This is a genomic window from Pseudomonas sp. GM41(2012), assembly GCF_000282315.2.
Lineage (GTDB): Bacteria > Pseudomonadota > Gammaproteobacteria > Pseudomonadales > Pseudomonadaceae > Aquipseudomonas.
On record NZ_AKJN02000007.1, the window covers coordinates 105,208 to 129,930 of the forward strand.

Here is a 24,723-nt window from a genome sequence, read left to right on the forward strand (position 1 = left end):
CCACAGATCATGCCAATCGATTCAGTACCAGCGTTCTTCACCCGGCGGCCGCTTCTTGAAGCGTTTCATGCTCCACATGTACTGGCTCGGATACGCCCGCACATAGCGCTCGACCACCTGGCTCATGGCCGCGCAGGACGTTTCGGTATCGGTGCTGTACATGGCCTCTGGCGCGGCTTCGAGGATCACTTTGTAACCCGAACCGTCCGGCAGACGTAGTGCATGCAGGAACACGCCAACCGCTTTGCCGCCCGCGAGCATGTTCGGTACGAACTTGCTGGTTAGCGCCTGAGTAGCGAAGAACGGCACGAAGATCCCGGCGGATTCGGCCGGTTCCGGGTCAGCGGGAATGCCCACTGCACCACCTTTGCGCACTTCCTTGATGACACTGAGAATGCCTTCCTTGGTGGAAGCGGCCACCCGATTGCCCAATTGCACCCGTTGCTTGCGCAGCAAATCATCCACAGCCTTCAGCTTTGGTGGACGATAAAAGATGATCGGTTTGCACTGGCTGCAATAGAAGTGGTTCAACACTTCCCAGTTGCCCAAGTGACTGGTGATGCCGACGACACCTTTGCCGGAGGCGAGGGCGTCCTTTAATACGTCGAGCCCTTCGACTTCACGCACCAGGTCGATGGAGCGCTGGGCCGGCCAGATCCAGGCGCAGGCGCTTTCGGTCAGGGATTTGCCGATGTCTTTCAGGCTCTGGCCTACCAGACGCTCACGCTCGGCCGGGTCCATGTCCGGGAAACACTTGGCGAGATTGATCCTCACCACGTCGCGGGAACGGTTAGGGGTTTTCCACATGACCCAGCCGATGACCGAGCCCACTGCCTGCACTGCCCGCCACGGAAGCAGGGCAAACAGCCGCAGAGCGCCTACCAGCAAGGCGCCTTTAAACTTATCCACAGGTCACTCCTGATTTTGTGCTGTGCGCGAGGCGGCTATTCTAACCGCCGTTCGCCAGCACCGCGTAGCGATCGCAATCCTGGGTGTGGTCCATGACCATGCCCGAGGCCTGCATCAGCGCGTAACAAATAGTCGGGCCGACGAAGGTGAAGCCGGCCTTTTTCAGGCCTTTGCTCATCTCCACGGCGGTCGGCGTCACGGCCGGCACTTCGCTGCGATCCTTGAAATGATTGATCACAGGCTTGCCATCGACGAAGGACCAGAGAAACTCCACCGGATCCTCCAGCGCCAGCCAGGCCTGGGCGTTGCGCCGGGCCGCATTGAGTTTGAGGCGATTGCGAATGATGCCCGGATCGAGCATCAATTCGTCGATTTCGGCGTCGCTCATCTGCGCCACGCGTTGTACGTCGAAGCCGAACATTACCTCGCGATAACGCTCACGTTTACGCAGCACGGTGATCCAGGAAAGGCCGGCCTGGAACCCTTCGAGCAAAAGCAACTCGAACAATCCCTGCGCATCGCGTAGCGGCGTGCCCCACTCCTGATCGTGATAAGCCATGTACAGCGGATCTTCGGAACACCAAAAGCAGCGTGGCATAAGGCTCCAGGGGGCGTGCGCAGGACCGAATCGGGTATACTCCCGCTCTTTAAATCGCAGCCCAAGAAACAGGTGAATTTCGTGAGCCAGCCTACGCCAGCCGTGCGTACCTTCCAAGACTTGATCCTCGCCCTCCAGCAATACTGGGCCGAGCAAGGTTGTGTGGTACTTCAGCCCTACGATATGGAAGTAGGCGCCGGGACTTTCCACACTGCCACGTTTCTGCGCGCCATTGGCCCGGAAACCTGGAACGCCGCTTATGTGCAGCCCAGTCGTCGCCCGACTGACGGCCGCTACGGCGAAAACCCGAACCGTCTGCAGCACTACTACCAGTTCCAGGTAGTCCTGAAGCCGAACCCGGACAACTTCCAGGAACTGTACCTGGGCTCCCTCAAGCACGTCGGCCTGGACCCATTGGTCCACGACATTCGCTTCGTTGAAGACAACTGGGAATCGCCAACACTGGGCGCCTGGGGTCTGGGTTGGGAAGTCTGGCTCAACGGCATGGAAGTGACGCAGTTCACTTACTTCCAGCAAGCGGGCGGCATCGAGTGCTACCCGGTGACCGGCGAGATCACTTACGGCCTCGAGCGCCTGGCCATGTACCTGCAAGGCGTGGACTCGGTCTACGACCTGGTCTGGGCTGACGGTCCGATGGGCAAAGTGACCTACGGCGACGTGTTCCACCAGAACGAAGTGGAGCAGTCGACCTACAACTTCGAACACGCCAACGTCGAGAAGCTGTTCGAACTGTTCGATTTCTACGAAAGCGAAGCCAAGCGCCTGATCGAACTCGACCAGCCGCTGCCGTTGCCGAGCTACGAAATGGTGTTGAAGGCCTCCCATACCTTCAACCTGCTGGATGCGCGCCGGGCAATCTCGGTGACCGCGCGTCAGCAATACATTCTGCGTGTCCGCACCCTGGCGCGTTCCGTTGCGCAAGCTTACCTGCTGGCTCGCGCCAAGCTGGGCTTCCCAATGGCGACCCCGGACCTGCGTGACGAAGTACTGGCCAAGCTGGAGGCAGCACAATGAGTGCTCTGGATTTTCTGGTTGAACTGGGCACCGAAGAACTGCCACCCAAAGCCCTGAACACCCTGGCCGAGGCGTTTCTTGCCGGTATCGACAAGGGTCTGCAAGCCGCTGGCCTGAACTACGAGACCAAAACCGTCTACGCCGCACCACGTCGTCTGGCTGTGCTGATCACCGATCTGGCGACTCAGCAGCCGGATCGCAGCATCAACCTCGACGGCCCGCCACGTCAGGCCGCATTCGATGCCGAAGGCAACCCGACTCAAGCGGCATTGGGTTTCGCCAAAAAGTGTGGCGTCGACCTGAGCGAAATCGATCAAAGCGGCCCGAAACTGCGTTACAGCCAAAGCATCGCCGGCAAACCGACCGCGAGCCTGCTGCCGACCATCGTCGAAGATTCCCTGAACGACCTGCCGATTCCCAAGCGCATGCGCTGGGGTGCTCGCAAGGAAGAATTCGTTCGTCCGACCCAGTGGCTGGTGATGCTGCTCGGTGACCAGATCATCGATTGCACCATCCTCGCCCAGAAGGCGGGTCGCGATTCCCGTGGTCACCGCTTCCATCACCCGCAAAGCGTGCGAATCACCTCGCCGGCCAACTACCTGACTGACCTGCGTGCTGCTTACGTACTCGCCGACACAAACGAGCGTCGCGAACTGATCAGCAAGCGCGTAGATGAGCTGGCGACAATGCAGGAAGGCACGGCGATCGTACCGCCAGCCTTGCTGGATGAAGTGACCGCGCTGGTTGAATGGCCGGTGCCGCTGGTGTGCTCGTTCGAAGAACGTTTCCTCGACGTGCCGCAAGAAGCCCTGATCACCACCATGCAGGACAACCAGAAGTATTTCTGCCTGCTGGATGCCGACGGCAAGTTGCTGCCACGTTTCATTACCGTGGCCAACATCGAAAGCAAAGACCCGCAGCAGATCATCGCCGGTAACGAGAAAGTGGTTCGCCCACGCCTGACCGACGCCGAGTTCTTCTTCAAGCAAGACAAGAAGCAGAAACTCGAAGACTTCAACCTGCGTCTGCAAAACGTGGTGTTCCAGGAAAAACTCGGCAGCGTCTACGACAAGGCCGAGCGCGTTTCCAAACTCGCTGCGTTCATCGCTCAACGCATTGGCGGTAACGCCGCGTGGGCTTCCCGTGCAGGCCTGCTGTCCAAGTGCGACCTGGCGACCGAGATGGTCGGTGAGTTCCCGGAGATGCAAGGTGTCGCCGGTTACTACTACGCCCTCAACGACGGCGAGCCGGAAGAAGTCGCTCTGGCACTGAACGAGCAGTACATGCCGCGCGGTGCCGGTGCTGAACTGCCGGCCACCCTGACCGGTGCGGCCGTGGCCATCGCTGACAAGCTCGACACACTGGTGGGCATTTTCGGTATCGGCATGCTGCCAACCGGTAGCAAAGACCCGTATGCCTTGCGTCGTGCTGCACTCGGCGTGTTGCGCATCCTGATCGACAAGAAGCTCGACCTCGACTTGAACGATGCCGTGGCGTTCGCCGTGAATGCGTTCGGTACCAAGGTCAAGACTGCCGGCCTCAACGATTCGGTGCTGGAGTTCATCTTCGACCGTCTGCGTGCCCGTTACGAAGACGAAGGCGTTGATGTCGGGACTTACCTGTCGGTGCGTGCCCTGAAACCGGGTTCGGCACTGGACTTCGATCAGCGCGTACAAGCGGTAGAAGCTTTCCGCAAATTGCCGGAAGCCGCTGCCCTGGCCGCGGTGAACAAGCGCGTTTCGAACTTGCTGAGCAAGGTCGAAGGCTCTGTTCCTTCGGTCGTGGAAGCCAAGTACTTCGACAATGCCAACGAGTTCTCCCTGTATTCGGCGATCCAGCAGGCTGACCAGGCTGTCCAGCCGATGGCTGCGGCGCGTCAGTACAGCGAATCGCTGGCACGTCTGGCTGCCTTGCGCGAGCCGGTGGATGCGTTCTTCGAAGCCGTGATGGTCAACGCTGAAGATGCCAAGGTCCGCGCCAACCGTTATGCGCTGCTGTCGCGTCTGCGTGGGCTGTTCCTCGGCGTCGCCGACATTTCGCTGCTGGGTTGAGGGGCTGCCGTTGAAACTGCTGATTCTCGATCGGGACGGGGTGATCAATTACGACTCCGACGCTTACATCAAGTCGGTGGAGGAGTGGATTCCGCTCCCGGGTTCGATCGAAGCCATCGCGCAGTTGAGCAAGGCCGGCTGGACGGTAGCGGTGGCTACCAACCAGTCGGGCATCGCTCGCGGCTATTACGACATCGCCACCCTGGACGCCATGCACGAGCGCTTGCGCTCGTTGGTGGCGGAGCAGGGCGGTGAAGTCGGGCTGATCGTCTATTGCCCGCACGGGCCGGACGATGGCTGCGATTGCCGCAAACCAAAACCCGGGATGTTGAAAACCATCGCCGCGCATTACAACGTATCGCTGACCAATCTTTGGTTCGTCGGCGATACCCTTGGTGACCTGGAGGCCGCCAAAGCCGTCGATTCTCAGCCAGTTTTGGTAAAGACCGGGAAAGGCGAAAAGACTTTGGGCAAGACCCTACCGGTAGGCACCTTGATTTTTGACGATCTGGCGGCGATTGCCGCAGAACTTGTGCACAACTGCACTTAAATAAGTCCTGCGCTTCTGATATTCCTGTCCAAGGATGAATGGGAAGTGCGCTTTAAATAGGCGGGCAGTGCCCGCAACGGTAAATGTCGCCATGTCGATACTGCAGGCCATCAGAACTTTCCTCTTTTATCTGTTGCTGGGCACCACCTCCTTGCTCTGGTGCAGCCTGAGCTTTTTTATCGCGCCTTTTCTGCCGTTCAAGGCGCGGTATCGCTTCATCAATGTGTACTGGTGCCGCTGCGCGTTGTGGCTGAGCAAAGTCTTTCTGGGCATCAGCTATGAAGTGAAGGGCGCCGAGAACGTGCCCGACCAGCCCTGCGTGATTCAGTCGAACCACCAGAGCACGTGGGAGACGTTCTTTCTATCCGCCTACTTTGAGCCATTGAGCCAGGTACTTAAGCGCGAACTGCTCTACGTTCCTTTTTTCGGCTGGGCCATGGCCATGCTGCGACCCATCGCCATCGACCGCGACAACCCGAAAGCGGCGCTCAAGCATGTGGCGAAGAAGGGCGATGAACTGCTGAAGGATGGTGTCTGGGTTCTGATCTTCCCTGAGGGAACGCGCGTTCCTTACGGCACCATCGGCAAGTTCTCTCGGGGTGGTACCGCGTTAGCCGTCAACGCCGCACTTCCCGTGCTGCCGATTGCGCACAATGCTGGCAAGTTCTGGCCGAAAACCGGTTGGGCGAAGAAGCAGGGCGTCATTACCGTGATCATCGGCGCACCCATGTATGCCGAGGGTAGCGGGCCGCGTGCCATTGCTGACCTGAATGACCGGGTGCAGAGCTGGAACGAGCAGATGCAGCGGGAAATGGGTTCGATTCCAGCAGCCCCTGCGGCCCCCTCGGCCAACGATCAGATGGCTGTCTGAGATTCTGTGGATAACCTGTGTACCGTTTTGTCGAAAAGTAGCGTTTTTTGTTTTTAAGCTTATGATTTATATACATATTTCTTAAACACATAAAACGCCGAAAATGGTGCATAAGTTTTTTTCGGGCGCAAAAAAACCGGTTGATATAGCCGGTTTTTTTATGCCTGCGATTTGTTGGATTTCAGGTTTCGAAAAGGCTGAAGAGGGAAGTGATCTCAGGGAATTGCAGGTAATAAAAAAGGCCAACGCTTGAGCGTTGGCCTTTTTCGTTTGGCAGGTTCGCTGATCAGAAGTCCAGGTTGGAAACCGCCAGGGCGTTGCTTTCGATGAAGTCACGACGAGGCTCGACCGCATCACCCATCAGGGTGTTGAAGATCTGGTCCGCGCCAATGGCGTCTTCGATGGTCACTTTGAGCATCCGGCGCTGACTTGGGTCCATCGTGGTTTCCCACAGCTGATCCGGGTTCATCTCACCCAGACCTTTGTATCGCTGGATGGTATGACGCTTGGTGCTTTCGGCCATCAGCCATTCAAGGGCTTCCTTGAACTCGGTGACCGGCTTCTTGCGCTCGCCACGCTGGATATACGCGCCGTCGTCCAGCAAGGTGCTTAGTTGAGCGCCCAGAGAAACAACAGTCTTGTAATCGTTGCTGCCGAAGAAGTCGCGGTTGAAGGTGACGTAGTTCGACAAGCCGTGGGAGATCAGTTCGACCTCAGGCAGCCAGACATTACGTTCACGGTCTTCACGCAGGCTGGCTTTGTAAACCAGGCCGGACTTCTCGACGGTGCGCAGGCGAACTTCGTACTGGGCCATCCAATCCTGCATCGCTGCGTGATCGGAGAGTTGCTCCAGGCTGACGGCAGGCAGGTAGATGAAGTGCTCGGTCAGCTCCTGTGGGTACAGGCGCGACAGACGCTTGAGCGTCTTCATTACCAGACGGAAGTCATTCACCAGACGCTCAAGAGCCGGTCCGGAAATACCCGGTGCTTCCTCGTTCAGGTGCAGGCTCGCATCTTCCAGGGCCGACTGCGTCATGTACTCTTCCATGGCGTCGTCGTCTTTGATGTATTGCTCTTGCTTGCCTTTCTTGACCTTGTACAGCGGTGGCTGGGCGATGTAGATGTAGCCGCGCTCGATCAGCTCCGGCAACTGACGGAAGAAGAAGGTCAGCAGCAGGGTACGGATGTGCGAACCGTCGACGTCAGCATCGGTCATGATGATGATGTTGTGGTAACGCAGCTTCGCGATGTTGTACTCATCGCGGCCAATGCCACAGCCTAGCGCGGTGATCAAGGTGCCCACTTCTTGCGAAGAAATCATCTTGTCGAAGCGCGCCTTCTCGACGTTCAGGATCTTGCCCTTGAGAGGCAGGATGGCTTGGGTCCGACGGTTGCGTCCCTGCTTGGCGGAGCCGCCAGCAGAGTCACCTTCCACGAGGTACAGTTCGGAAAGGGCAGGGTCTTTTTCCTGGCAGTCAGCCAGTTTGCCCGGCAGGCCGGCGATATCCAGCGCGCCTTTACGACGTGTCATCTCACGGGCTTTACGCGCCGCTTCACGAGCGCGAGCCGCATCGATCATCTTGCCGACGACCAGCTTGGCTTCGTTCGGGTTTTCCAGCAGGAAGTCGGAGAAGTACTTGCCCATTTCCTGTTCGACCGCGGTCTTCACTTCGGAAGAAACCAGCTTGTCTTTGGTCTGGGAGCTGAACTTCGGATCCGGCACTTTTACCGAGATGATCGCGGTCAGGCCTTCACGGGCATCGTCACCGGTGGTCGCGACTTTGTGCTTCTTCGCCAGACCTTCAGCTTCGATGTAGGTGTTCAGGTTACGCGTCAGAGCGGAACGGAAACCCACCAGGTGAGTACCGCCATCGCGCTGTGGAATGTTGTTGGTGAAGCACAACAGGTTCTCGTTGAAGCTGTCGTTCCACTGCAAGGCGATTTCCACGCCGATGCCGTCTTCACGCTGGATGTTGAAGTGGAACACCTGGTTGACCGGAGTCTTGTTGGTGTTCAGGTATTCAACGAACGCACGCAGGCCACCCTCGTACTTGAACAACTCTTCCTTGCCGCTGCGCTCATCCTTGAGGACGATGCCGACACCGGAGTTGAGGAAGGACAGTTCACGAATCCGCTTTGCCAGGATGTCCCAGCTGAAGTGGATGTTCTTGAAGGTCAGGTCGGACGGCTTGAAGTGAATCTGGGTACCCGTGGTTTCGCTTTCGCCGACGATTTTCATCGGCTCTTTCGGAACACCGTGTATGTAGGTCTGTTCCCAGATCTTGCCGCTGCGGCGAACGGTCAAGACCAGCTCTTCGGACAGGGCGTTCACAACCGACACACCTACACCGTGCAGGCCGCCGGATACTTTGTAGGAGTTATCATCGAACTTACCGCCGGCGTGCAGCACGGTCATGATGACCTCGGCTGCCGAGACGCCTTCTTCTTTGTGCACATCTACCGGGATACCACGACCGTTGTCACGAACGGTGATGGATTCGTCCGGGTGGATGATGATGCTGATGTCGTCGCAGTGGCCAGCGAGCGCTTCATCGATGGAGTTGTCGACTACCTCGAAGACCATGTGGTGCAGACCGCTACCATCGTCGGTGTCACCAATGTACATACCGGGACGTTTGCGTACGGCATCCAGGCCTTTCAGCACTTTAATGCTCGTTGAGTCGTAGGTATTCGTATTTTCTTCGCTCAATGCCTTCACTCCCGATGGTCGTGGGTCTGGGTGATACGGCCCTGTTCCACGTGGAACAGAGCGACTGGCGTATCCGTCTGCCAGCCTTCCCTCAATAATTCGTGATCTACACAGGTGATAAACACCTGGCAGCGTAAGTCTTCCAGCAAGCGGCAAAGCGCGCGACGGTGGTGCTCGTCCAGTTCAGACGGCAGGTCATCCACCAGATAAATACACTGGCCACGTCGGGCCTGGCTGACCAAGTGCCCTTGGGCAATCCGCAATGCACAGACCACCAACTTCTGCTGACCGCGAGACAAGATGTCCGCGGCGTTATGTGCGCCCAATCTAAGACGCAAATCAGCGCGCTGTGGTCCGGCTTGGGTATGACCCATTTGCTGATCCCGCTGAAGGGACCCGGCGAGCACTGCACTCAGCTCTCGGTCTTTGTCCCAACCTCGGTAATAGCTGAGCGTTAAGCCCTCGAGCTCAACCAGTTCGCTCAAGGTCTGTTCAAAGACTGGTTTCAAGGCTTTGATATAAGCACGGCGGTATTCATCAATTTCAGCGCTGGCTTGGCACAGTTCCCTGTCCCAAACCGCTTGCGAAACGGCGTCAAGTGTACCATGCCGCAGCCAAGAGTTTCTCTGGCGCAGGGCCTTCTGCAAGCGCTGCCAGGTGGACATGAATCGTGGTTCCACGTGGAACACGCCCCAGTCGAGAAACTGTCGGCGAATCTTCGGTGCGCCTTCCAGCAAGCGGAAACTGTCAGGGTTGATCAACTGCAGCGGCAGGATTTCCGCCAGTTGCGCCGCGCTCCGGGCATTCTGCCCGTCGATGCGAATCTGGAACTCCCCTTGACGGTCTCGGGAAATCCCCAAGGCGCTGTGCCCACCCTCGGCCAACTCCACCTGACCAAACACCGTACAGGCGAGCTGCTCGTACTGGATGACCGGTAACAGGCGGGTGCTACGAAACGAACGGGCAAGCCCCAGCAGATGAATGGCTTCCAGAACACTGGTTTTGCCGCTGCCGTTGGCGCCGTAAAGAATGTTGATTCGGGGGGAGGGGGAGAAGGTCACCGGGTGCAGATTGCGCACCGCGGTGACCGAGACGCGACTTAAGGACATCTAGCTTCTGCTGAGCATGATTACAGACGCATCGGCATGACAACGTAGGCCGAGTCGTCGTTATCGGACTCTTGCACCAGCGCGCTGCTGTTGGAGTCGGACAGGATCAAACGAACCTGCTCAGTGGTCATCACGCCCAGTACGTCGAGCAGATAGCTCACGTTGAAGCCGATTTCCAGATTGCCGCCGTTGTACTCAACGCCCACTTCTTCTTCCGCTTCTTCCTGTTCCGGGTTGTTCGCCTGGATCTTCAGCTGACCATTGGCCAGTTGCAGACGGATGCCGCGGTACTTCTCGTTGGACAGAATCGCGGTACGGCTGAAGGCTTCACGCAGGGCCTGACGATCGCCGAGCACCAGCTTGTCGCCACCTTTTGGCAGAACACGCTCGTAGTCCGGGAATTTGCCGTCGACCAGTTTCGAGGTGAAGGTGAACTCGCCGGTGGTGGCGCGGATGTGGTGTTGACCCAGGACGATGCTGACGATGCCGTCCGGCTCAGTCAGCAGGCGCGCCAGTTCAAGGATACCTTTACGTGGCACGATGACCTGGTGGCGGTCCGGCTGACCGATATCGGCCTTCATCGAGCACATGGCCAGACGGTGACCGTCGGTGGCCACGGCGCGGATGATGCCTTCGGAAACTTCCAGCAGCATGCCGTTGAGGTAGTAGCGCACGTCCTGCTGGGCCATGGCGAAGCTGGTGCGTTCGATCAGACGACGCAATTTGCTTTGCTCAAGGCTGCACGTCAACGAGCCTGGGCCTTCTTCCACAGTCGGGAAGTCATTGGCCGGCAGGGTCGACAGGGTGAAGCGGCTACGGCCGGCCTTCACCACGAGCTTCTGCTCGTCGACCTTGATGTCGATCAGCGCATCGTTGGGCAAGCTTTTGCAGATATCCATCAGCTTGCGCGCAGGCACAGTGATGGAACCTGGATCGGCAGGCTCTTCGAGTTGTACACGACCAACCAGCTCGACTTCCAGGTCGGTACCGGTCAGCGACAATTGCTGGCCTTCGACAACCAGCAGCACGTTGGAGAGCACCGGCAAGGTCTGTCGGCGTTCGACGACGCCTGCGACCAGTTGCAGGGGTTTCAACAGGGCTTCGCGTTGAATGGTGAAATGCATGGTCTAGTCCCTTGCCTTAATAAGCTGCGCTGGTGTTCATCAAGTGGTCAGTGTACGCAGCAGGTTCTTATAGTCCTCGCGGATGTCCGCGTCGGATTCCTTAAGTTCGTTGATCTTGCGACAGGCGTGCAAAACAGTCGTGTGGTCCCGGCCGCCAAACACGTCGCCGATTTCCGGCAGGCTGTGGTTAGTCAACTCTTTGGAGAGGGCCATTGCAACCTGACGCGGACGAGCTACCGAGCGTGAACGACGCTTGGACAGCAGGTCGGAGATCTTGATCTTGTAGTACTCGGCGACAGTGCGCTGAATGTTATCCACAGAGACCAGTTTGTCTTGCAGTGCCAACAGATCTTTCAGGGATTCGCGAATCAACTCGATGGTGATATCGCGGCCCATGAAGTGCGAGTGGGCGATCACGCGTTTGAGCGCGCCTTCCAGCTCACGGACGTTGGAACGAATACGCTGGGCAATGAAGAACGCCGCGTCATGGGGCAGATCGACTTTGGCCTGATCGGCCTTTTTCATCAGGATCGCCACGCGTGTTTCCAGTTCCGGCGGCTCGACGGCTACCGTCAGGCCCCAGCCGAAGCGGGATTTGAGGCGCTCTTCAAGGCCTTCGATTTCTTTCGGGTAGCGGTCACTGGTGAGAATGACCTGCTGGCCACCTTCAAGCAGGGCGTTGAAGGTGTGGAAAAACTCTTCCTGGGAACGTTCTTTACGGGCGAAGAACTGAATGTCGTCGATCAGCAACGCATCCACCGAACGGTAGAAGCGCTTGAACTCGTTGATGGCGTTCAGCTGCAGGGCCTTGACCATATCGGCCACGAACCGCTCGGAATGCAGGTACACAACCTTGGCATTCGGATTCTTCTTTAACAGGTGGTTACCCACAGCGTGCATCAAGTGGGTTTTACCCAAGCCGACGCCACCATAAAGGAAGAGCGGGTTGTAACCGTGCTTGGGATTGTCCGCCACTTGCCAGGCCGCAGCCCGGGCCAGTTGGTTGGACTTGCCCTCGACGAAGTTTTCGAAGGTGAAGGTGCGGTTCAGGTAGCTGGTGTGCTTGAGCGCGCCTTCGACCTGCACCGTACGCTGTTCGGCGCGAATCGGAGCTTGTTGCGAACTGGCCCCGGCCATCGGGTCGAAGCTGTCGCGCGATGGCTCTTCATTAATGTCGGCAACTTTTTGCGTCGCACGCTTGGTCGGAGCGGTTACCTGGGCTGGTGCCGGGGCGCTGACGGGTGCTTGAGCAGCCTGAGCCTGTGAAGCAGCGGCGGCCAACGGAGCATTCGGGGCAGCACGTGGTGCCGAACTGCGTTTGCTGCCTATTAATAAGGACAGCGCCGGCGCCATGCCATTGCCATGCTCATCCAGCAGTTCAAGGACGCGGCCCAGGTACTTTTCGTTGACCCAGTCGAGAACAAAACGATTCGGTGCGTAGACACGCAACTCGTCGCCTTCGGCTTCGACCTGTAGTGGACGGATCCAAGTGTTGAATTGTTGGGCAGGCAGCTCATCGCGCAAAAGCTCCACGCACTGCTGCCAAAGTTCCACTGACACGGATATCCCCTAAGTTGAAAGCCGGTGAGGCAAAAACAAGCCGCCATTGTAGCCGACCAAGCCCCGACTTATCCACACGAAGGTTGTGCACCTCCCATGAAGAATCAGTGATTTATACGAAAAAAAGACGACCAGCGGTCTGTGCATAAGCTCTGTGGATAACCGGGTCTAAGGTCGTTGCACAAGTGGGGGGGAAACTCGGTGGATAACCACCCTGTGGATAAGTGCCTCTTTCACACACAGCTTATCCGACAGCGCAGCACAGGGTTACCACCGTTTTCCACCGTAGTTGTCATTCTCTGTACATCACGACTTTAAAGGGCTGATAGCAGTTATCCACAGATGATCGTGTCCCTAGCTTTTATAAGCTTTACAGAAAAGCTTTAAATACTTTCCTTCTTAATTTCTATATCTAGCCAAGGTGCTCGACAGGAAAAACGTCTGGAGATCTATTTATAAGGAAACGCTGGTTGGAAATTGACCTAGAGGCTTGCTTTCTCTAGAATCCCCGGTCTCTTAAAACGGGGGCCATTCCGGCCCGTTGTGGACGAACCAGGTAACACGACAATGAAACGTACTTTCCAACCAAGCACTATCAAACGCGCTCGTACCCACGGTTTCCGTGCTCGCATGGCTACCAAGAACGGTCGTGCCGTCCTGTCGCGTCGTCGCGCCAAAGGTCGTGCGCGTCTGGCAGTTTGATAATCCGGCACTGGAGGTGAGTCAGGACTTCAGTCGGGAAAAGCGTCTGCTTACTCCCCGGCATTTCAAGGCAGTCTTTGACTCCCCTACCGGCAAGGTTCCGGGGAAAAATCTCCTGCTCCTTGCGCGCAACAACGATCTCGATCACCCCCGTCTCGGGCTGGTTATCGGGAAAAAGAGCGTAAAGCTCTCCGTCGAGCGCAATCGCCTCAAACGTCTGATGCGCGAATCGTTCCGTCTGAACCAGGACTCACTGGCCGGCTGGGACATCGTTATCGTCGCGCGCAAAGGTTTGGGTGACGTAGAAAACCCCGAATTGATTCAGCATTTCGGCAAACTCTGGAAGCGTCTGGCACGCAGCACGCCGGTACCAGCAGTCAAAACCGAAACTGTAGGGGTAGACAGTCCCGATGCGTAAACTGGCACTCGTTCCGATCCAGTTTTATCGCTATGCCATTAGTCCTCTGATGGCCAGTCACTGTCGTTTCTACCCCAGTTGTTCCTGCTACGCGTATGAAGCCATAGAAAATCATGGCCTTCTGCGCGGTGGCTGGCTGGCCTTTCGTCGTTTAGGTCGCTGTCATCCGTGGAATCCCGGTGGTTATGACCCGGTTCCATCTATCCCTACCTCCCGTTCTTCTTCGATGGCCGAGTAATCATGGATATCAAACGCACGATCCTGATCGTCGCCCTGGCAATCGTGTCCTACGTTATGGTTCTTAAATGGAACCAGGACTATGGCCAGGCTGCCCTGCCGACTCAGAATGTTGCTTCCAGTACTACCGCACCGGGCCTACCGGATACGGCGACTGGCAATAATGCTTCTGTCAGTGACGACATTCCACGCGCCGCAAGCGATACCAGTGCAACTGCACCTGCTGAAACACCAGTAGCTGCAAGCAAAGACCTCATCCAGATCAAAACGGATGTGCTCAACCTGGCAATCGATCCACAAGGTGGTGATGTTGCGCAGTTGACGCTGCCGCTGTATCCACGTCGCCAGGACCATCCGGAAATCCCATTCCAGTTGTTCGATAACGGCAACGAGCGGACTTATCTGGCTCAAAGTGGTTTGATCGGCACCGACGGTCCGGACGCGAGTCCTGCCGGTCGTCCGGTTTACTCCTCGGAGAAGAAGATTTACCAACTGGCTGACGGTCAGGACCAATTGGTCGCAGACCTGAAGTTCAGCAAGGACGGCGTCAACTACATCAAGCGTTTCACCCTGAAACGCGGCCTGTATGACGTAACCGTTTCCTACCTGATCGATAACCAGAGTGCCAAACCCTGGTCCGGTGCAATGTTCGCGCAATTGAAGCGTGACGCCAGCTCCGATCCTTCTTCCAGCACTGCCACCGGCACCGCGACTTACCTGGGCGCCGCCCTGTGGACAAGTAACGAGCCGTACAAGAAAGTGTCCATGAAGGACATGGACAAGGCTCAGCTGAAAGAAACCGTTAACGGTGGTTGGGTTGCATGGTTGCAGCACTACTTCGTGACCGCGTGGATTCCGGCGAAAGGCGAGAACAACCTCGTCCAGACCCGTAAAGACAGCAAAGGTAACTACATCATCGGCTACACCGCACCGGCAATGTCTGTCGCGCCAGGTGCAAAAGGCGAGACCAGTGCCGTTCTGTATGCCGGTCCGAAAAGCCAGGCTGTGCTGAAAGAGTTGTCCCCAGGTCTGGAACTGACCGTCGACTACGGCATTCTGTGGTTCATTGCCCAGCCAATCTTCTGGTTGCTGCAACACATCCACGCGCTGGTCGGTAACTGGGGCTGGTCGATCATCTTCCTGACCATGCTGATCAAAGGGATTTTCTTCCCGCTGTCGGCTGCCAGCTACAAATCCATGGCGCGCATGCGTGCAGTGGCACCGAAACTGGCCGCGCTGAAAGAGCAACATGGCGACGACCGGCAGAAAATGTCGCAATCCATGATGGAGCTGTACAAGAAAGAGAAGATCAATCCGCTGGGTGGTTGCTTGCCAATCCTCGTGCAGATGCCGGTTTTCCTTTCACTGTACTGGGTTCTGCTGGAAAGCGTTGAAATGCGCCAAGCGCCGTTCATGCTGTGGATTACTGACCTGTCGATCAAGGACCCGTTCTTCATTCTGCCGATCATCATGGGTGCAACCATGTTCATCCAGCAGCAGTTGAACCCGACTCCTCCGGATCCGATGCAGGCCAAAGTGATGAAGCTGATGCCAATCATCTTCACCTTCTTCTTCCTGTGGTTCCCGGCTGGTCTGGTGCTGTACTGGGTAGTGAACAACTGCCTGTCGATCGCCCAACAGTGGTACATCACGCGTAAAATCGAAGCGGCTACTAAAGCAGCTGCCTGATTTACACTGTGGATAACCACTCAAAACGCCCCCTAGTGGGGCGTTTTGCTATCTGTCACTTTTGTCTGGATAACGGTTTATGAGCGTTCCTCGTGAAACCATCGCCGCCGTCGCCACCGCTCAAGGTCGCGGCGGTGTGGGTATCGTCCGTATTTCCGGGCCGCTGGCGAGTGTTGCGGCCAAGGCCTTCAGCGGTCGTGAACTCAAGCCGCGATTCGCGCACTACGGCCCGTTCCTCAGTGAAAATGATGAGGTGCTGGATCAAGGCATCGCCCTGTATTTTCCCGGCCCGAACTCATTCACCGGTGAAGATGTGCTGGAACTCCAGGGCCACGGCGGTCCGGTCGTTCTGGATATGCTGCTCAAGCGTTGCCTGGAACTGGGCTGTCGGTTGGCCCGGCCGGGTGAATTCAGCGAGCGCGCGTTCCTCAACGACAAACTCGACCTGGCTCAGGCCGAAGCCATCGCCGACTTGATCGAGGCGAGTTCTGCACAGGCTGCACGAAATGCCCTGCGTTCCTTGCAGGGCGCATTCTCGGAGCGTGTGCATAATCTCACCGAGCAACTGATTGGCCTGCGCATCTATGTCGAAGCGGCGATCGACTTCCCTGAAGAGGAAATCGACTTCCTCGCCGATGGCCACGTACTGAGCATGCTCGACAAAGTACGTGACGAGTTATCCACCGTACTCCGAGAAGCCGGGCAGGGTGCCTTGCTGCGTGACGGGATGACCGTGGTGATCGCCGGCCGGCCGAATGCCGGTAAATCCAGCCTGTTGAATGCACTGGCCGGTCGTGAAGCCGCTATCGTCACCGAGATTGCCGGCACTACCCGGGACATTCTTCGTGAACATATCCACATCGATGGCATGCCGCTGCACGTGGTCGACACCGCAGGTCTGCGAGATACCGACGACCAGGTGGAAAAAATCGGCGTCGAACGTGCATTGAAAGCAATCGGCGAGGCTGATCGTGTGCTGTTGGTGGTCGATGCTACGGCTCCTGAGGCACTTGATCCGTTCGCGTTATGGCCTGAATTTCTGGAAATCCGTCCCGATCCGGCGAAAGTCACGCTGATCCGAAACAAGGCAGACCTCACGGGCGAAGCCATTGCCCTGGAAGTCAGCGAGGATGGCCACGTCACCATCAGCCTGAGCGCCAAGTCTGCAGGTGAAGGGCTGGAATTGCTGCGCGATCACCTCAAGGCCTGCATGGGCTACGAACAGACCTCGGAAAGCAGCTTCAGTGCTCGCAGGCGTCACCTTGAAGCGTTGCGTCACGCCAGTGCTTCCCTTGAGCACGGCCGTGCGCAGCTGACCCTGGCGGGTGCCGGCGAACTGTTGGCCGAAGATTTGCGCCAGGCTCAGCACGCTTTGGGTGAAATCACCGGTGCATTCAGCTCCGATGACCTGCTGGGACGGATCTTTTCCAGCTTCTGTATCGGTAAATAATCTTCCCCGTTGTCCACAGACAGGCCATTCGTGCCTGTCTGTTCCCTCCTTTTCTTGAATTCTCTTCCAGTGCTGAGCCGATTCTTTCTGCTTGAGCGGATTTTCCGTGTCCGGGATTTGCTTATTCAGCAGTTTTCTGTGGATTAAGCCCTGTGAATAACTGCCACTAAGGGCAGTTGATAACAGGGCCTCAAAACTGAAGATAACCGCCCCTGTGGATAAGTACCCCTTTCATCCACAGGCTTAAACCGGTTATCCAAGGGCCTCATTGGCACATGACCACAGGGTTTTGAATCTCTGTACATATTGAATATAAAGGCCTGTAGAGTTCTATCCACAGAAAGGTGGCTCAGTAGAAATAAACATAAAAACAAAGATTTAATAAATTTCTCTCTTTTTAATTTCTATAACCGCGACTTCTCCACAGCTGGTTAAATTTTGTGCAAAGGGTTCTTTAGGAAGGGCGAAGTCCCTATACTTGCCGACCAGGTCCAAAAACCTGAGCTCAAACTATTCCTGATTACCTAACTGAAGCAGGCACGAGGTGCGTGGTGGATTTCCCTTCCCGTTTTGAAGTGATCGTCATCGGCGGCGGTCATGCCGGTACCGAGGCAGCACTGGCCTCAGCACGTATGGGTGCAAAAACCCTGTTGCTGACGCATAACGTGGAAACCCTCGGTGCCATGAGTTGCAACCCCGCTATCGGTGGGATCGGCAAAAGCCATCTGGTCAAGGAAATCGATGCCCTCGGCGGCGCGATGGCCATGGCTACCGATAAAGGTGGTATTCAATTTCGCGTATTGAACAGCCGCAAAGGCCCGGCCGTGCGTGCTACCCGCGCTCAGGCTGATAGGGTTCTGTACAAGGCCGCTGTCCGCGAAATCCTCGAAAACCAGCCGAACCTGTGGATATTTCAACAGGCTGCCGACGACCTGATCGTCGAGCAGGAACAAGTGCGCGGTGTTGTCACCCAAATGGGCCTGCGTTTCTTCGCGGATTCCGTGGTGTTGACCACTGGCACCTTCCTCGGTGGACTTATCCACATCGGAATGCAGAATTTTTCCGGTGGCCGTGCCGGTGATCCACCGTCGATCGCCCTGGCTCACCGTTTGCGTGAATTGCCATTGCGCGTTGGTCGCCTGAAAACCGGCACACCACCGCGTATCGACGGTCGTTCTGTGGATTTCTCGGTGATGACCGAGCAAGCCGGCGATACACCGATCCCGGTGATGTCGTTCATGGGTTCCAAAGAGCAGCATCCGAAACAGGTCAGCTGCTGGATTACCCACACCAACGCCCGCACCCACGAAATCATTGCCGCCAACCTGGATCGGTCGCCGATGTATTCCGATGCCGGGTTGATCGAAGGCATTGGTCCGCGGTACTGCCCGTCGATCGAAGACAAGATCCATCGCTTTGCCGACAAGGACAGCCATCAGGTCTTTATCGAACCGGAAGGACTGACGACCAACGAGCTGTACCCGAACGGGATATCCACATCCTTGCCGTTCGACGTGCAACTGCAGATCGTGCAATCGATCCGCGGCATGGAAAACGCGCACATCGTTCGTCCGGGTTACGCCATCGAATACGACTACTTCGACCCGCGTGACCTGAAGTACAACCTGGAAACCAAAGTCATCGGCGGTCTGTTCTTCGCCGGGCAAATCAACGGCACCACCGGTTACGAAGAAGCCGGCGCCCAGGGTTTGCTGGCCGGGGCCAACGCCGCACTGCGTGCTCAGGGCAAAGATGCCTGGTGCCCGCGTCGCGACGAGGCGTACATTGGCGTGTTGGTCGACGACCTGATTACCCTGGGTACCCAGGAACCGTATCGGATGTTTACGTCCCGCGCCGAATACCGCCTGATCCTGCGCGAAGACAACGCCGACCTGCGCTTGACCGAAAAAGGTCGCGAACTGGGTCTGGTGGATGACGCGCGTTGGGCTGCGTTCTGCACCAAACGCGAAAGCATCACGCTGGAAGAGCAACGCCTGAAAAGTACCTGGGTTCGCCCGGGCACCGAGCAAGGCGATGCAATTTCCGAGAAGTTCGGCACGCCGCTGACCCATGAATACAACTTGCTCAATCTGCTGAGCCGTCCGGAAATCGACTACGCTGGTCTGATCGCCGTGACCGGTGGTGGCGCAGAAGATCCACAAGTCGCCGAGCAGGTCGAAATCAAGACCAAATACGCCGGTTACATCGATCGCCAACAGGATGAAATCGCTCGTCTGCGGGCCAGCGAAGACACAAAACTGCCTGTGGATATCGATTACACGAATATTTCCGGTCTCTCCAAAGAGATCCAGAGCAAGCTCGGTGCGACCCGTCCAGAAACCTTGGGTCAGGCGTCGCGTATCCCGGGTGTGACGCCGGCAGCGATTTCGCTGTTGATGATTCATCTGAAAAAACGCGGCGCGGGCCGTCAGTTGGAGCAAAGCGCTTGAGTTCGTTGGTCACCTCGCAACACGCAGAAGAGTTATCCACAGGTGCTCGCCAGCTCGGTGTCACGCTGACAGAAACCCAGCATGCTCAGCTGCTGGGTTATCTGGCCCTGTTGATCAAATGGAACAAGGCTTACAACCTGACCGCGGTACGCGATCCGGATGAAATGGTTTCCCGTCACTTGCTCGACAGTCTGAGCGTGATGTCGTTCGTCGAAAACGGCCGCTGGCTGGACGTTGGCAGCGGTGGGGGCATGCCGGGTATTCCGCTGGCCATCCTGTTTCCAGAGTCCCAAGTGACTTGCCTGGACAGCAACGGCAAGAAAACCCGCTTCCTGACTCAGGTCAAACTCGAACTCAAACTGGATAACCTGCAAGTTATCCACAGTCGCGTCGAAGCTTTTCAACCTGCTCAGCCATTCAACGGGATCATTTCCCGGGCGTTCAGCAGCATGGAGAACTTCAGCAACTGGACTCGCCACCTCGGCGACACCGAAACACGTTGGCTGGCAATGAAGGGCGTTCATCCCGCCGATGAGCTGGTAGCATTGCCGGCAGACTTCCACCTCGATAGCGAACACGCCCTGGCCGTACCCGGTTGCCAAGGCCAACGCCATCTGCTGATACTGCGCCGCACGGCATGATTGGGAACACAAGCAAGAATGGCTAAGGTATTCGCGATAGCGAACCAAAAGGGTGGTGTGGGCAAGACCACCACCTGTATCAACCTCGCAGCTTCCCTGGTCGCTACCAAGCGTCGGGTGCTGTTGATCGATCTCGATCCACAGGGCAACGCCACCATGGGTAGCGGTGTGGATAAACACGGCCTGGAGAACTCGGTCTACGACCTGCTGATCGGCGAATGCGATCTGGCCCAGGCCATGCACTACTCCGAGCATGGTGGTTACCAACTGCTGCCGGCCAACCGCGACCTGACCGCGGCCGAAGTGGTTCTGCTGGAAATGCAGATGAAGGAAAGCCGCCTGCGCAGTGCATTGGCGCCGATCCGTGAAAACTACGATTACATTTTGATCGACTGCCCGCCGTCGTTGTCGATGCTCACGCTGAACGCTTTGGTCGCCGCTGATGGGGTAATTATCCCCATGCAGTGCGAGTACTTCGCGCTCGAAGGCTTGAGCGACCTTGTGGATAACATCAAGCGCATCGCTGAGTTGCTGAACCCGAACCTGAAAGTCGAAGGCCTGTTGCGGACCATGTATGACCCGCGCCTGAGCCTGATGAACGATGTTTCGGCGCAGCTCAAGGAGCACTTCGGCGAGCAGCTCTACGACACGGTGATTCCGCGCAACATCCGCCTGGCTGAAGCACCAAGCTATGGCATGCCGGCGCTGGCGTACGACAAATCATCGCGGGGCGCCATTGCCTATCTGGCATTGGCGGGCGAGATGGTTCGTCGTCAACGCAAAAACTCACGCACTGCCGCTGCTCAGGCAACTTAAGGAATCCCCATGGCCGTCAAGAAACGAGGTCTCGGACGTGGACTGGATGCACTGCTGAGTGGTCCGACTGTCAGCTCGCTGGAAGAACAAGCGGTGCAGGCTGATCAGCGTGAGCTGCAGCACCTGCCCCTGGACCTGATCCAGCGCGGCAAGTACCAGCCGCGGCGTGACATGGATCCTCAGGCGCTGGAAGAGCTGGCGCAGTCGATCAAGGCTCAGGGCGTCATGCAGCCGATCGTGGTTCGCCCGATTGGCAGCGGTCGCTTCGAAATCATCGCCGGTGAACGCCGCTGGCGCGCCAGCCAGCAAGCGGGCCAGGAAACCATCCCGGCAATGGTTCGCGATGTGCCGGATGAAACCGCGATCGCCATGGCGCTGATCGAGAACATCCAGCGCGAAGACCTCAACCCGATCGAAGAAGCGGTTGCGTTGCAGCGTTTGCAGCAGGAATTCCAGCTGACTCAGCAACAAGTGGCCGAAGCGGTGGGCAAATCCCGCGTGACCGTGGCCAACCTGCTACGCTTGATCGCGTTGCCGGAAGTCATCAAAACCATGCTGTCCCACGGCGACCTGGAAATGGGTCATGCCCGTGCTTTGCTCGGTTTACCGGAAAATCAACAGGTTGAAGGGGCGCGACATGTTGTCGCACGGGGGCTGACTGTACGCCAGACTGAAGCACTGGTTCGCCAGTGGTTGAGTGGTAAACAGGAACCTGCTGAACCGGTAAAGCCGGACCCGGATATCGCTCGACTCGAACAGCGTCTGGCTGAGCGCCTAGGCTCTGCGGTGCAGATTCGCCACGGGAAAAAGGGGAAGGGGCAGTTGGTGATCGGTTACAACTCCCTCGATGAGCTTCAAGGTGTACTTGCACACATTCGCTGAAACATTTCCTCATGTAGCGTGCAGTCGGAAATCACTACCTGACAGTTGAATAGGGGCAGAACCGCCCCTATACTCTGCGCGCATTTTGTCGGCACAAATTATGCCAAGTTATTGAATTCTGGCAGCCGATCATTGGGGAGCAAAAACGATGGAGAGCCGCACGCCAAACCGCTTGCCGTTCCATCGCCTGGCAGTTTTTCCGGTCCTACTGGCTCAATTTGTCGTTTTGGTACTGGCCGCTTTGGCGCTTTGGTACTGGCATGGAGTCGTAGCCGGGTACTCAGGACTCTGCGGAGGCCTGATAGCCTTGCTACCCAATGTTTATTTCGCTCACAGGGCATTTCGGTTTTCCGGCGCCCGAGCAGCTCAAGCCATCGTCCGGTCTTTTTATGCCGGCGAGGCGGGCAAACTAATTTTGACGGCAGTGCTCTTTGCATTGACGTTTGCAGGTGTGAAGCCATTGGCGCCGCTAGCTGTATTCGGCGTCTTCGTGTTGACCCAACTGGTCAGCTGGTTCGCGCCCCTGCTGATGAGAACAAGACTTTCGAGACCTTAGGGCGTTTGAGGCAACCATGGCAGAGACAACCGCTTCGGGCTATATCCAGCACCACTTGCAGAACCTGACCTTCGGTCAGCACCCAACTGGCGGGTGGGGTTTTGCCCACACCGCAGCAGAAGCCAAAGAAATGGGCTTCTGGGCTTTCCACGTCGATACTCTCGGCTGGTCGGTCGCGTTGGGTCTGATCTTCGTTCTTCTTTTCCGCATGGCGGCAAAGAAGGCGACTTCCGGTCAGCCTGGCGGCCTACAGAACTTCGTAGAGGTTCTGATCGAGTTCGTCGACACCAGCGTGAAAGATACCTTTCACGGCCGTAATCCATTGATCGCGCCATTGGCTCTGACGATTTTTGTCTGGGTGTTCCTGATGAACGCCGTCGACCTGGTACCGGTTGACTGGATTCCTAAGCTGGCTGCCATCATTACTGGCGACCCGCACCTGGTCTTCCGTGCTGTTTCTACCACTGACCCGAATGCGACCCTGGGCATGTCCCTGTCGGTATTCGCGTTGATCATTTTCTACAGCATCAAGGTCAAGGGCATCGGCGGCTTCATCGGCGAACTGACCCTGCACCCTTTCGGCAGCAAGAACATCTTCGTTCAAGCCCTGCTGATTCCGGTGAACTTCCTGCTGGAGTTCGTGACGCTGGTTGCCAAGCCTATCTCCCTGGCACTGCGTCTGTTCGGCAACATGTACGCCGGCGAACTGGTCTTCATTCTGATTGCTGTGATGTTCGGCAGCGGTCTGCTCTGGCTTAGTGGCCTGGGCATAGTTCTGCAGTGGGCGTGGGCAGTGTTCCACATCCTGATCATCACCCTGCAGGCGTTTATCTTCATGATGTTGTCCATCGTTTACCTGTCGATGGCGCACGAAGAGAACCATTAAGACCAGTCTCGACTAGTCTGATGTCCCACTCGGTCAAACGAGTGGGTGCCCGAACAGGGCTATGAAACGATTTGTTTTACCGCTTTAAAATCTAAAAAACCTAAACCATACGACGTAAAAGTCGGGAGGAAAGATGGAAACTGTAGTTGGTCTAACCGCTATCGCTGTTGCACTGTTGATCGGCCTGGGCGCACTGGGTACCGCAATTGGTTTCGGCCTGTTGGGCGGCAAGTTCCTGGAAGGCGCAGCGCGTCAGCCAGAGATGGTTCCAATGCTGCAAGTCAAAATGTTCATCGTTGCCGGTCTGCTCGACGCCGTAACCATGATCGGTGTTGGTATCGCTCTGTTCTTCACCTTCGCGAACCCATTCGTTGGTCAACTCGCTGGCTAATTACTCGAACCTTCGAGTAATTGGTGTGATGTGCAACGAACGAGCGAGGTGTTGGCGTGAACATTAATGCAACCCTGATTGGCCAGTCCGTTGCGTTCTTCATTTTTGTACTGTTTTGCATGAAGTTCGTGTGGCCTCCGGTCATCGCGGCTTTGCACGAACGTCAGAAGAAGATCGCGGATGGACTGGATGCTGCCAGCCGAGCAGCTCGCGACCTGGAGTTGGCCCAAGAGAAAGCGGGTCATCAACTGCGCGAAGCAAAAGCTCAGGCAGCTGAAATCATTGAGCAAGCCAAGAAACGCGGTAACCAGATCGTCGAAGAGGCTGTTGAAAAAGCCCGTATCGACGCTGACCGTGTGAAGGTTCAGGCTCAGGCCGAGATCGAGCAGGAACTGAACAGTGTCAAAGACGCGCTGCGTGCCCAATTGGGTGCTCTGGCCGTTGGCGGCGCCGAGAAGATCCTGGGTGCCACAATCGATCAAAACGCGCACGCGGAGCTGGTAAACAAACTGGCTGCTGAAATTTAAGCGAGGGCGATCATGGCAGAATTGACCACGTTGGCCCGACCTTACGCTAAGGCAGCCTTCGAGCACGCCCAGGCCCACCAGCAACTGGCCTCTTGGTCAGCCATGCTCGGCCTGGCTGCAGCAGTGTCGCAAGACGACACCATGCAGCGCGTGCTCAAGGCCCCGCGACTGACGAGCGCAGACAAGGCCGCCACGTTTATTGACGTGTGCGGCGACAAGTTTGATGTGAAGGCACAGAACTTCATTAACGTCGTTGCCGAAAACGACCGTCTCCCGCTGTTGCCGGAGATCGCCGCTCTGTTTGACCTGTACAAGGCCGAACAAGAGAAATCGGTAGACGTTGAAGTCACCAGTGCTTTTGCATTGAACCAAGAACAGCAAGACAAACTCGCCAAGGTTCTCAGTGCACGACTCAACCGGGAAGTGCGCCTGCAAGTCGAGGAAGACAAATCCCTTATTGGGGGCATTGTCATCCGCGCCGGCGACCTGGTAATCGATGGCTCGGTACGCGGCAAACTCGCGAACCTTGCCGAAGCATTGAAATCTTGAGTTTGAAGGGGC

The 24,723-nt window shown here is 56.9% G+C and carries 24 protein-coding genes; 18 read left to right on the top strand and 6 right to left on the bottom strand.

Annotated elements, in window-relative coordinates:
- Positions 1-21: 21 nt before the first annotated feature.
- Positions 22-909 carry a lysophospholipid acyltransferase gene (locus PMI27_RS13940; protein WP_008155690.1) on the bottom strand — a complete coding sequence of 296 codons (888 nt, stop codon included), beginning with the start codon at positions 907-909 and terminating at the stop codon, positions 22-24.
- Positions 910-949: 40 nt separating this feature from the next.
- Positions 950-1,507, bottom strand: coding sequence for a DNA-3-methyladenine glycosylase I (gene tag, locus PMI27_RS13935; RefSeq protein ID WP_008155692.1), 558 nt, complete (start codon positions 1,505-1,507; stop codon positions 950-952).
- An 81-nt stretch (positions 1,508-1,588) separates the two neighbouring features.
- Here tag and glyQ point away from each other — a divergent pair, with 81 nt between their 5' ends.
- The 4 genes from glyQ (at position 1,589) to PMI27_RS13915 (ending at position 6,014) form a co-directional block, all read left to right on the top strand.
- On the top strand, positions 1,589-2,542 hold the full coding sequence (gene glyQ / locus PMI27_RS13930) for a glycine--tRNA ligase subunit alpha (protein ID WP_008155694.1): 954 nt from the start codon (positions 1,589-1,591) through the stop codon (positions 2,540-2,542).
- A complete protein-coding gene (gene glyS / locus PMI27_RS13925; protein ID WP_008155697.1) occupies positions 2,539-4,593 on the top strand; it encodes a glycine--tRNA ligase subunit beta in 2,055 nt (684 codons plus the stop codon). The genes glyQ and glyS overlap by 4 nt, the downstream gene beginning before the upstream one ends.
- Positions 4,594-4,597: 4 nt before the next feature.
- Positions 4,598-5,143, top strand: coding sequence for a D-glycero-beta-D-manno-heptose 1,7-bisphosphate 7-phosphatase (gene gmhB, locus PMI27_RS13920; protein WP_166675834.1), 546 nt, complete (start codon positions 4,598-4,600; stop codon positions 5,141-5,143).
- 91 nt (positions 5,144-5,234) lie between these two features.
- The gene (locus PMI27_RS13915; protein ID WP_008155699.1) at positions 5,235-6,014 is read left to right on the top strand and encodes a lysophospholipid acyltransferase family protein; all 780 of its coding nucleotides are present in this window, start codon (positions 5,235-5,237) and stop codon (positions 6,012-6,014) included.
- A gap of 286 nt (positions 6,015-6,300) precedes the next feature.
- On the opposite strand, the gene gyrB is transcribed toward PMI27_RS13915, so the two are convergent.
- Genes gyrB through dnaA form a run of 4 tightly spaced genes read right to left on the bottom strand, consistent with a single transcriptional unit; the run spans position 6,301 to position 12,517 of the window.
- Positions 6,301-8,724, bottom strand: coding sequence for a DNA topoisomerase (ATP-hydrolyzing) subunit B (gyrB, locus tag PMI27_RS13910; protein WP_008155700.1), 2,424 nt, complete (start codon positions 8,722-8,724; stop codon positions 6,301-6,303).
- 5 nt (positions 8,725-8,729) lie between these two features.
- Positions 8,730-9,833: a DNA replication/repair protein RecF gene (gene recF, locus PMI27_RS13905; RefSeq protein ID WP_008155701.1), complete on the bottom strand. Its 1,104-nt coding sequence runs from the start codon at positions 9,831-9,833 to the stop codon at positions 8,730-8,732.
- Between the two features lie 20 nt (positions 9,834-9,853).
- A complete protein-coding gene (dnaN, locus tag PMI27_RS13900) occupies positions 9,854-10,957 on the bottom strand; it encodes a DNA polymerase III subunit beta (protein ID WP_008155702.1) in 1,104 nt (367 codons plus the stop codon).
- A 39-nt stretch (positions 10,958-10,996) separates the two neighbouring features.
- Positions 10,997-12,517 (bottom strand): chromosomal replication initiator protein DnaA, encoded by a 1,521-nt coding sequence (dnaA, locus tag PMI27_RS13895; protein ID WP_008155703.1) that lies wholly within the window; start codon positions 12,515-12,517, stop codon positions 10,997-10,999.
- 567 nt (positions 12,518-13,084) lie between these two features.
- On the opposite strand from dnaA, the gene rpmH reads away from it, so the two are divergent.
- The 14 genes from rpmH (at position 13,085) to PMI27_RS13835 (ending at position 24,711) form a co-directional block, all read left to right on the top strand.
- On the top strand, positions 13,085-13,219 hold the full coding sequence (gene rpmH, locus PMI27_RS30505) for a 50S ribosomal protein L34 (RefSeq protein ID WP_003213577.1): 135 nt from the start codon (positions 13,085-13,087) through the stop codon (positions 13,217-13,219).
- A gap of 16 nt (positions 13,220-13,235) precedes the next feature.
- Complete coding sequence (gene rnpA / locus PMI27_RS13890; protein WP_031319201.1) at positions 13,236-13,637, top strand: ribonuclease P protein component; 402 nt, start codon at positions 13,236-13,238, stop codon at positions 13,635-13,637.
- Complete coding sequence (gene yidD, locus PMI27_RS30510) at positions 13,630-13,875, top strand: membrane protein insertion efficiency factor YidD (protein ID WP_074872215.1); 246 nt, start codon at positions 13,630-13,632, stop codon at positions 13,873-13,875. Before rnpA ends, yidD begins: the two co-directional genes overlap by 8 nt.
- Before the next feature lie 2 nt (positions 13,876-13,877).
- Positions 13,878-15,563 carry a membrane protein insertase YidC gene (gene yidC / locus PMI27_RS13885; RefSeq protein WP_008155705.1) on the top strand — a complete coding sequence of 562 codons (1,686 nt, stop codon included), beginning with the start codon at positions 13,878-13,880 and terminating at the stop codon, positions 15,561-15,563.
- Between the two features lie 79 nt (positions 15,564-15,642).
- Positions 15,643-17,013, top strand: coding sequence for a tRNA uridine-5-carboxymethylaminomethyl(34) synthesis GTPase MnmE (gene mnmE, locus PMI27_RS13880; protein ID WP_008155706.1), 1,371 nt, complete (start codon positions 15,643-15,645; stop codon positions 17,011-17,013).
- A 551-nt stretch (positions 17,014-17,564) separates the two neighbouring features.
- On the top strand, positions 17,565-19,463 hold the full coding sequence (gene mnmG / locus PMI27_RS13875; protein ID WP_008155707.1) for a tRNA uridine-5-carboxymethylaminomethyl(34) synthesis enzyme MnmG: 1,899 nt from the start codon (positions 17,565-17,567) through the stop codon (positions 19,461-19,463).
- Complete coding sequence (gene rsmG, locus PMI27_RS13870) at positions 19,460-20,104, top strand: 16S rRNA (guanine(527)-N(7))-methyltransferase RsmG (protein ID WP_008155708.1); 645 nt, start codon at positions 19,460-19,462, stop codon at positions 20,102-20,104. The genes mnmG and rsmG overlap by 4 nt, the downstream gene beginning before the upstream one ends.
- A gap of 18 nt (positions 20,105-20,122) precedes the next feature.
- On the top strand, positions 20,123-20,920 hold the full coding sequence (locus PMI27_RS13865) for a ParA family protein (protein ID WP_008155709.1): 798 nt from the start codon (positions 20,123-20,125) through the stop codon (positions 20,918-20,920).
- 9 nt (positions 20,921-20,929) lie between these two features.
- Complete coding sequence (locus PMI27_RS13860; RefSeq protein WP_008027541.1) at positions 20,930-21,802, top strand: ParB/RepB/Spo0J family partition protein; 873 nt, start codon at positions 20,930-20,932, stop codon at positions 21,800-21,802.
- A gap of 148 nt (positions 21,803-21,950) precedes the next feature.
- A complete protein-coding gene (locus PMI27_RS13855) occupies positions 21,951-22,358 on the top strand; it encodes a F0F1 ATP synthase subunit I (RefSeq protein ID WP_007948092.1) in 408 nt (135 codons plus the stop codon).
- Positions 22,359-22,374: 16 nt separating this feature from the next.
- The gene (gene atpB, locus PMI27_RS13850; RefSeq protein WP_008155710.1) at positions 22,375-23,244 is read left to right on the top strand and encodes a F0F1 ATP synthase subunit A; all 870 of its coding nucleotides are present in this window, start codon (positions 22,375-22,377) and stop codon (positions 23,242-23,244) included.
- 133 nt (positions 23,245-23,377) lie between these two features.
- Positions 23,378-23,635, top strand: a complete 258-nt coding sequence (atpE, locus tag PMI27_RS13845; protein ID WP_002555987.1) for a F0F1 ATP synthase subunit C — start codon at positions 23,378-23,380, stop codon at positions 23,633-23,635.
- A 56-nt stretch (positions 23,636-23,691) separates the two neighbouring features.
- The gene (locus tag PMI27_RS13840) at positions 23,692-24,162 is read left to right on the top strand and encodes a F0F1 ATP synthase subunit B (protein WP_008155711.1); all 471 of its coding nucleotides are present in this window, start codon (positions 23,692-23,694) and stop codon (positions 24,160-24,162) included.
- A 12-nt stretch (positions 24,163-24,174) separates the two neighbouring features.
- A complete protein-coding gene (locus PMI27_RS13835; protein ID WP_008155712.1) occupies positions 24,175-24,711 on the top strand; it encodes a F0F1 ATP synthase subunit delta in 537 nt (178 codons plus the stop codon).
- Positions 24,712-24,723 lie beyond the last annotated feature (12 nt).

Excerpts from the sequence above, each read along its gene's own strand:
- PMI27_RS13915 (WP_008155699.1), top strand. The coding sequence starts at position 5,235 with ATGTCGATACTGCAGGCCATCAGAACTTTCCTCTTTTATCTGTTGCTG.
- rpmH (WP_003213577.1), top strand. The coding sequence starts at position 13,085 with ATGAAACGTACTTTCCAACCAAGCACTATCAAACGCGCTCGTACCCAC.
- PMI27_RS13865 (WP_008155709.1), top strand. The coding sequence starts at position 20,123 with ATGGCTAAGGTATTCGCGATAGCGAACCAAAAGGGTGGTGTGGGCAAG.
- recF (WP_008155701.1), bottom strand. The coding sequence starts at position 9,833 with ATGTCCTTAAGTCGCGTCTCGGTCACCGCGGTGCGCAATCTGCACCCG.
- atpB (WP_008155710.1), top strand. The coding sequence starts at position 22,375 with ATGGCAGAGACAACCGCTTCGGGCTATATCCAGCACCACTTGCAGAAC.
- PMI27_RS13855 (WP_007948092.1), top strand. The coding sequence starts at position 21,951 with ATGGAGAGCCGCACGCCAAACCGCTTGCCGTTCCATCGCCTGGCAGTT.
- mnmE (WP_008155706.1), top strand. The coding sequence starts at position 15,643 with ATGAGCGTTCCTCGTGAAACCATCGCCGCCGTCGCCACCGCTCAAGGT.
- atpE (WP_002555987.1), top strand. The coding sequence starts at position 23,378 with ATGGAAACTGTAGTTGGTCTAACCGCTATCGCTGTTGCACTGTTGATC.
- PMI27_RS13835 (WP_008155712.1), top strand. The coding sequence starts at position 24,175 with ATGGCAGAATTGACCACGTTGGCCCGACCTTACGCTAAGGCAGCCTTC.
- tag (WP_008155692.1), bottom strand. The coding sequence starts at position 1,507 with ATGCCACGCTGCTTTTGGTGTTCCGAAGATCCGCTGTACATGGCTTAT.
- dnaN (WP_008155702.1), bottom strand. The coding sequence starts at position 10,957 with ATGCATTTCACCATTCAACGCGAAGCCCTGTTGAAACCCCTGCAACTG.
- glyS (WP_008155697.1), top strand. The coding sequence starts at position 2,539 with ATGAGTGCTCTGGATTTTCTGGTTGAACTGGGCACCGAAGAACTGCCA.
- PMI27_RS13860 (WP_008027541.1), top strand. The coding sequence starts at position 20,930 with ATGGCCGTCAAGAAACGAGGTCTCGGACGTGGACTGGATGCACTGCTG.
- yidC (WP_008155705.1), top strand. The coding sequence starts at position 13,878 with ATGGATATCAAACGCACGATCCTGATCGTCGCCCTGGCAATCGTGTCC.
- yidD (WP_074872215.1), top strand. The coding sequence starts at position 13,630 with ATGCGTAAACTGGCACTCGTTCCGATCCAGTTTTATCGCTATGCCATT.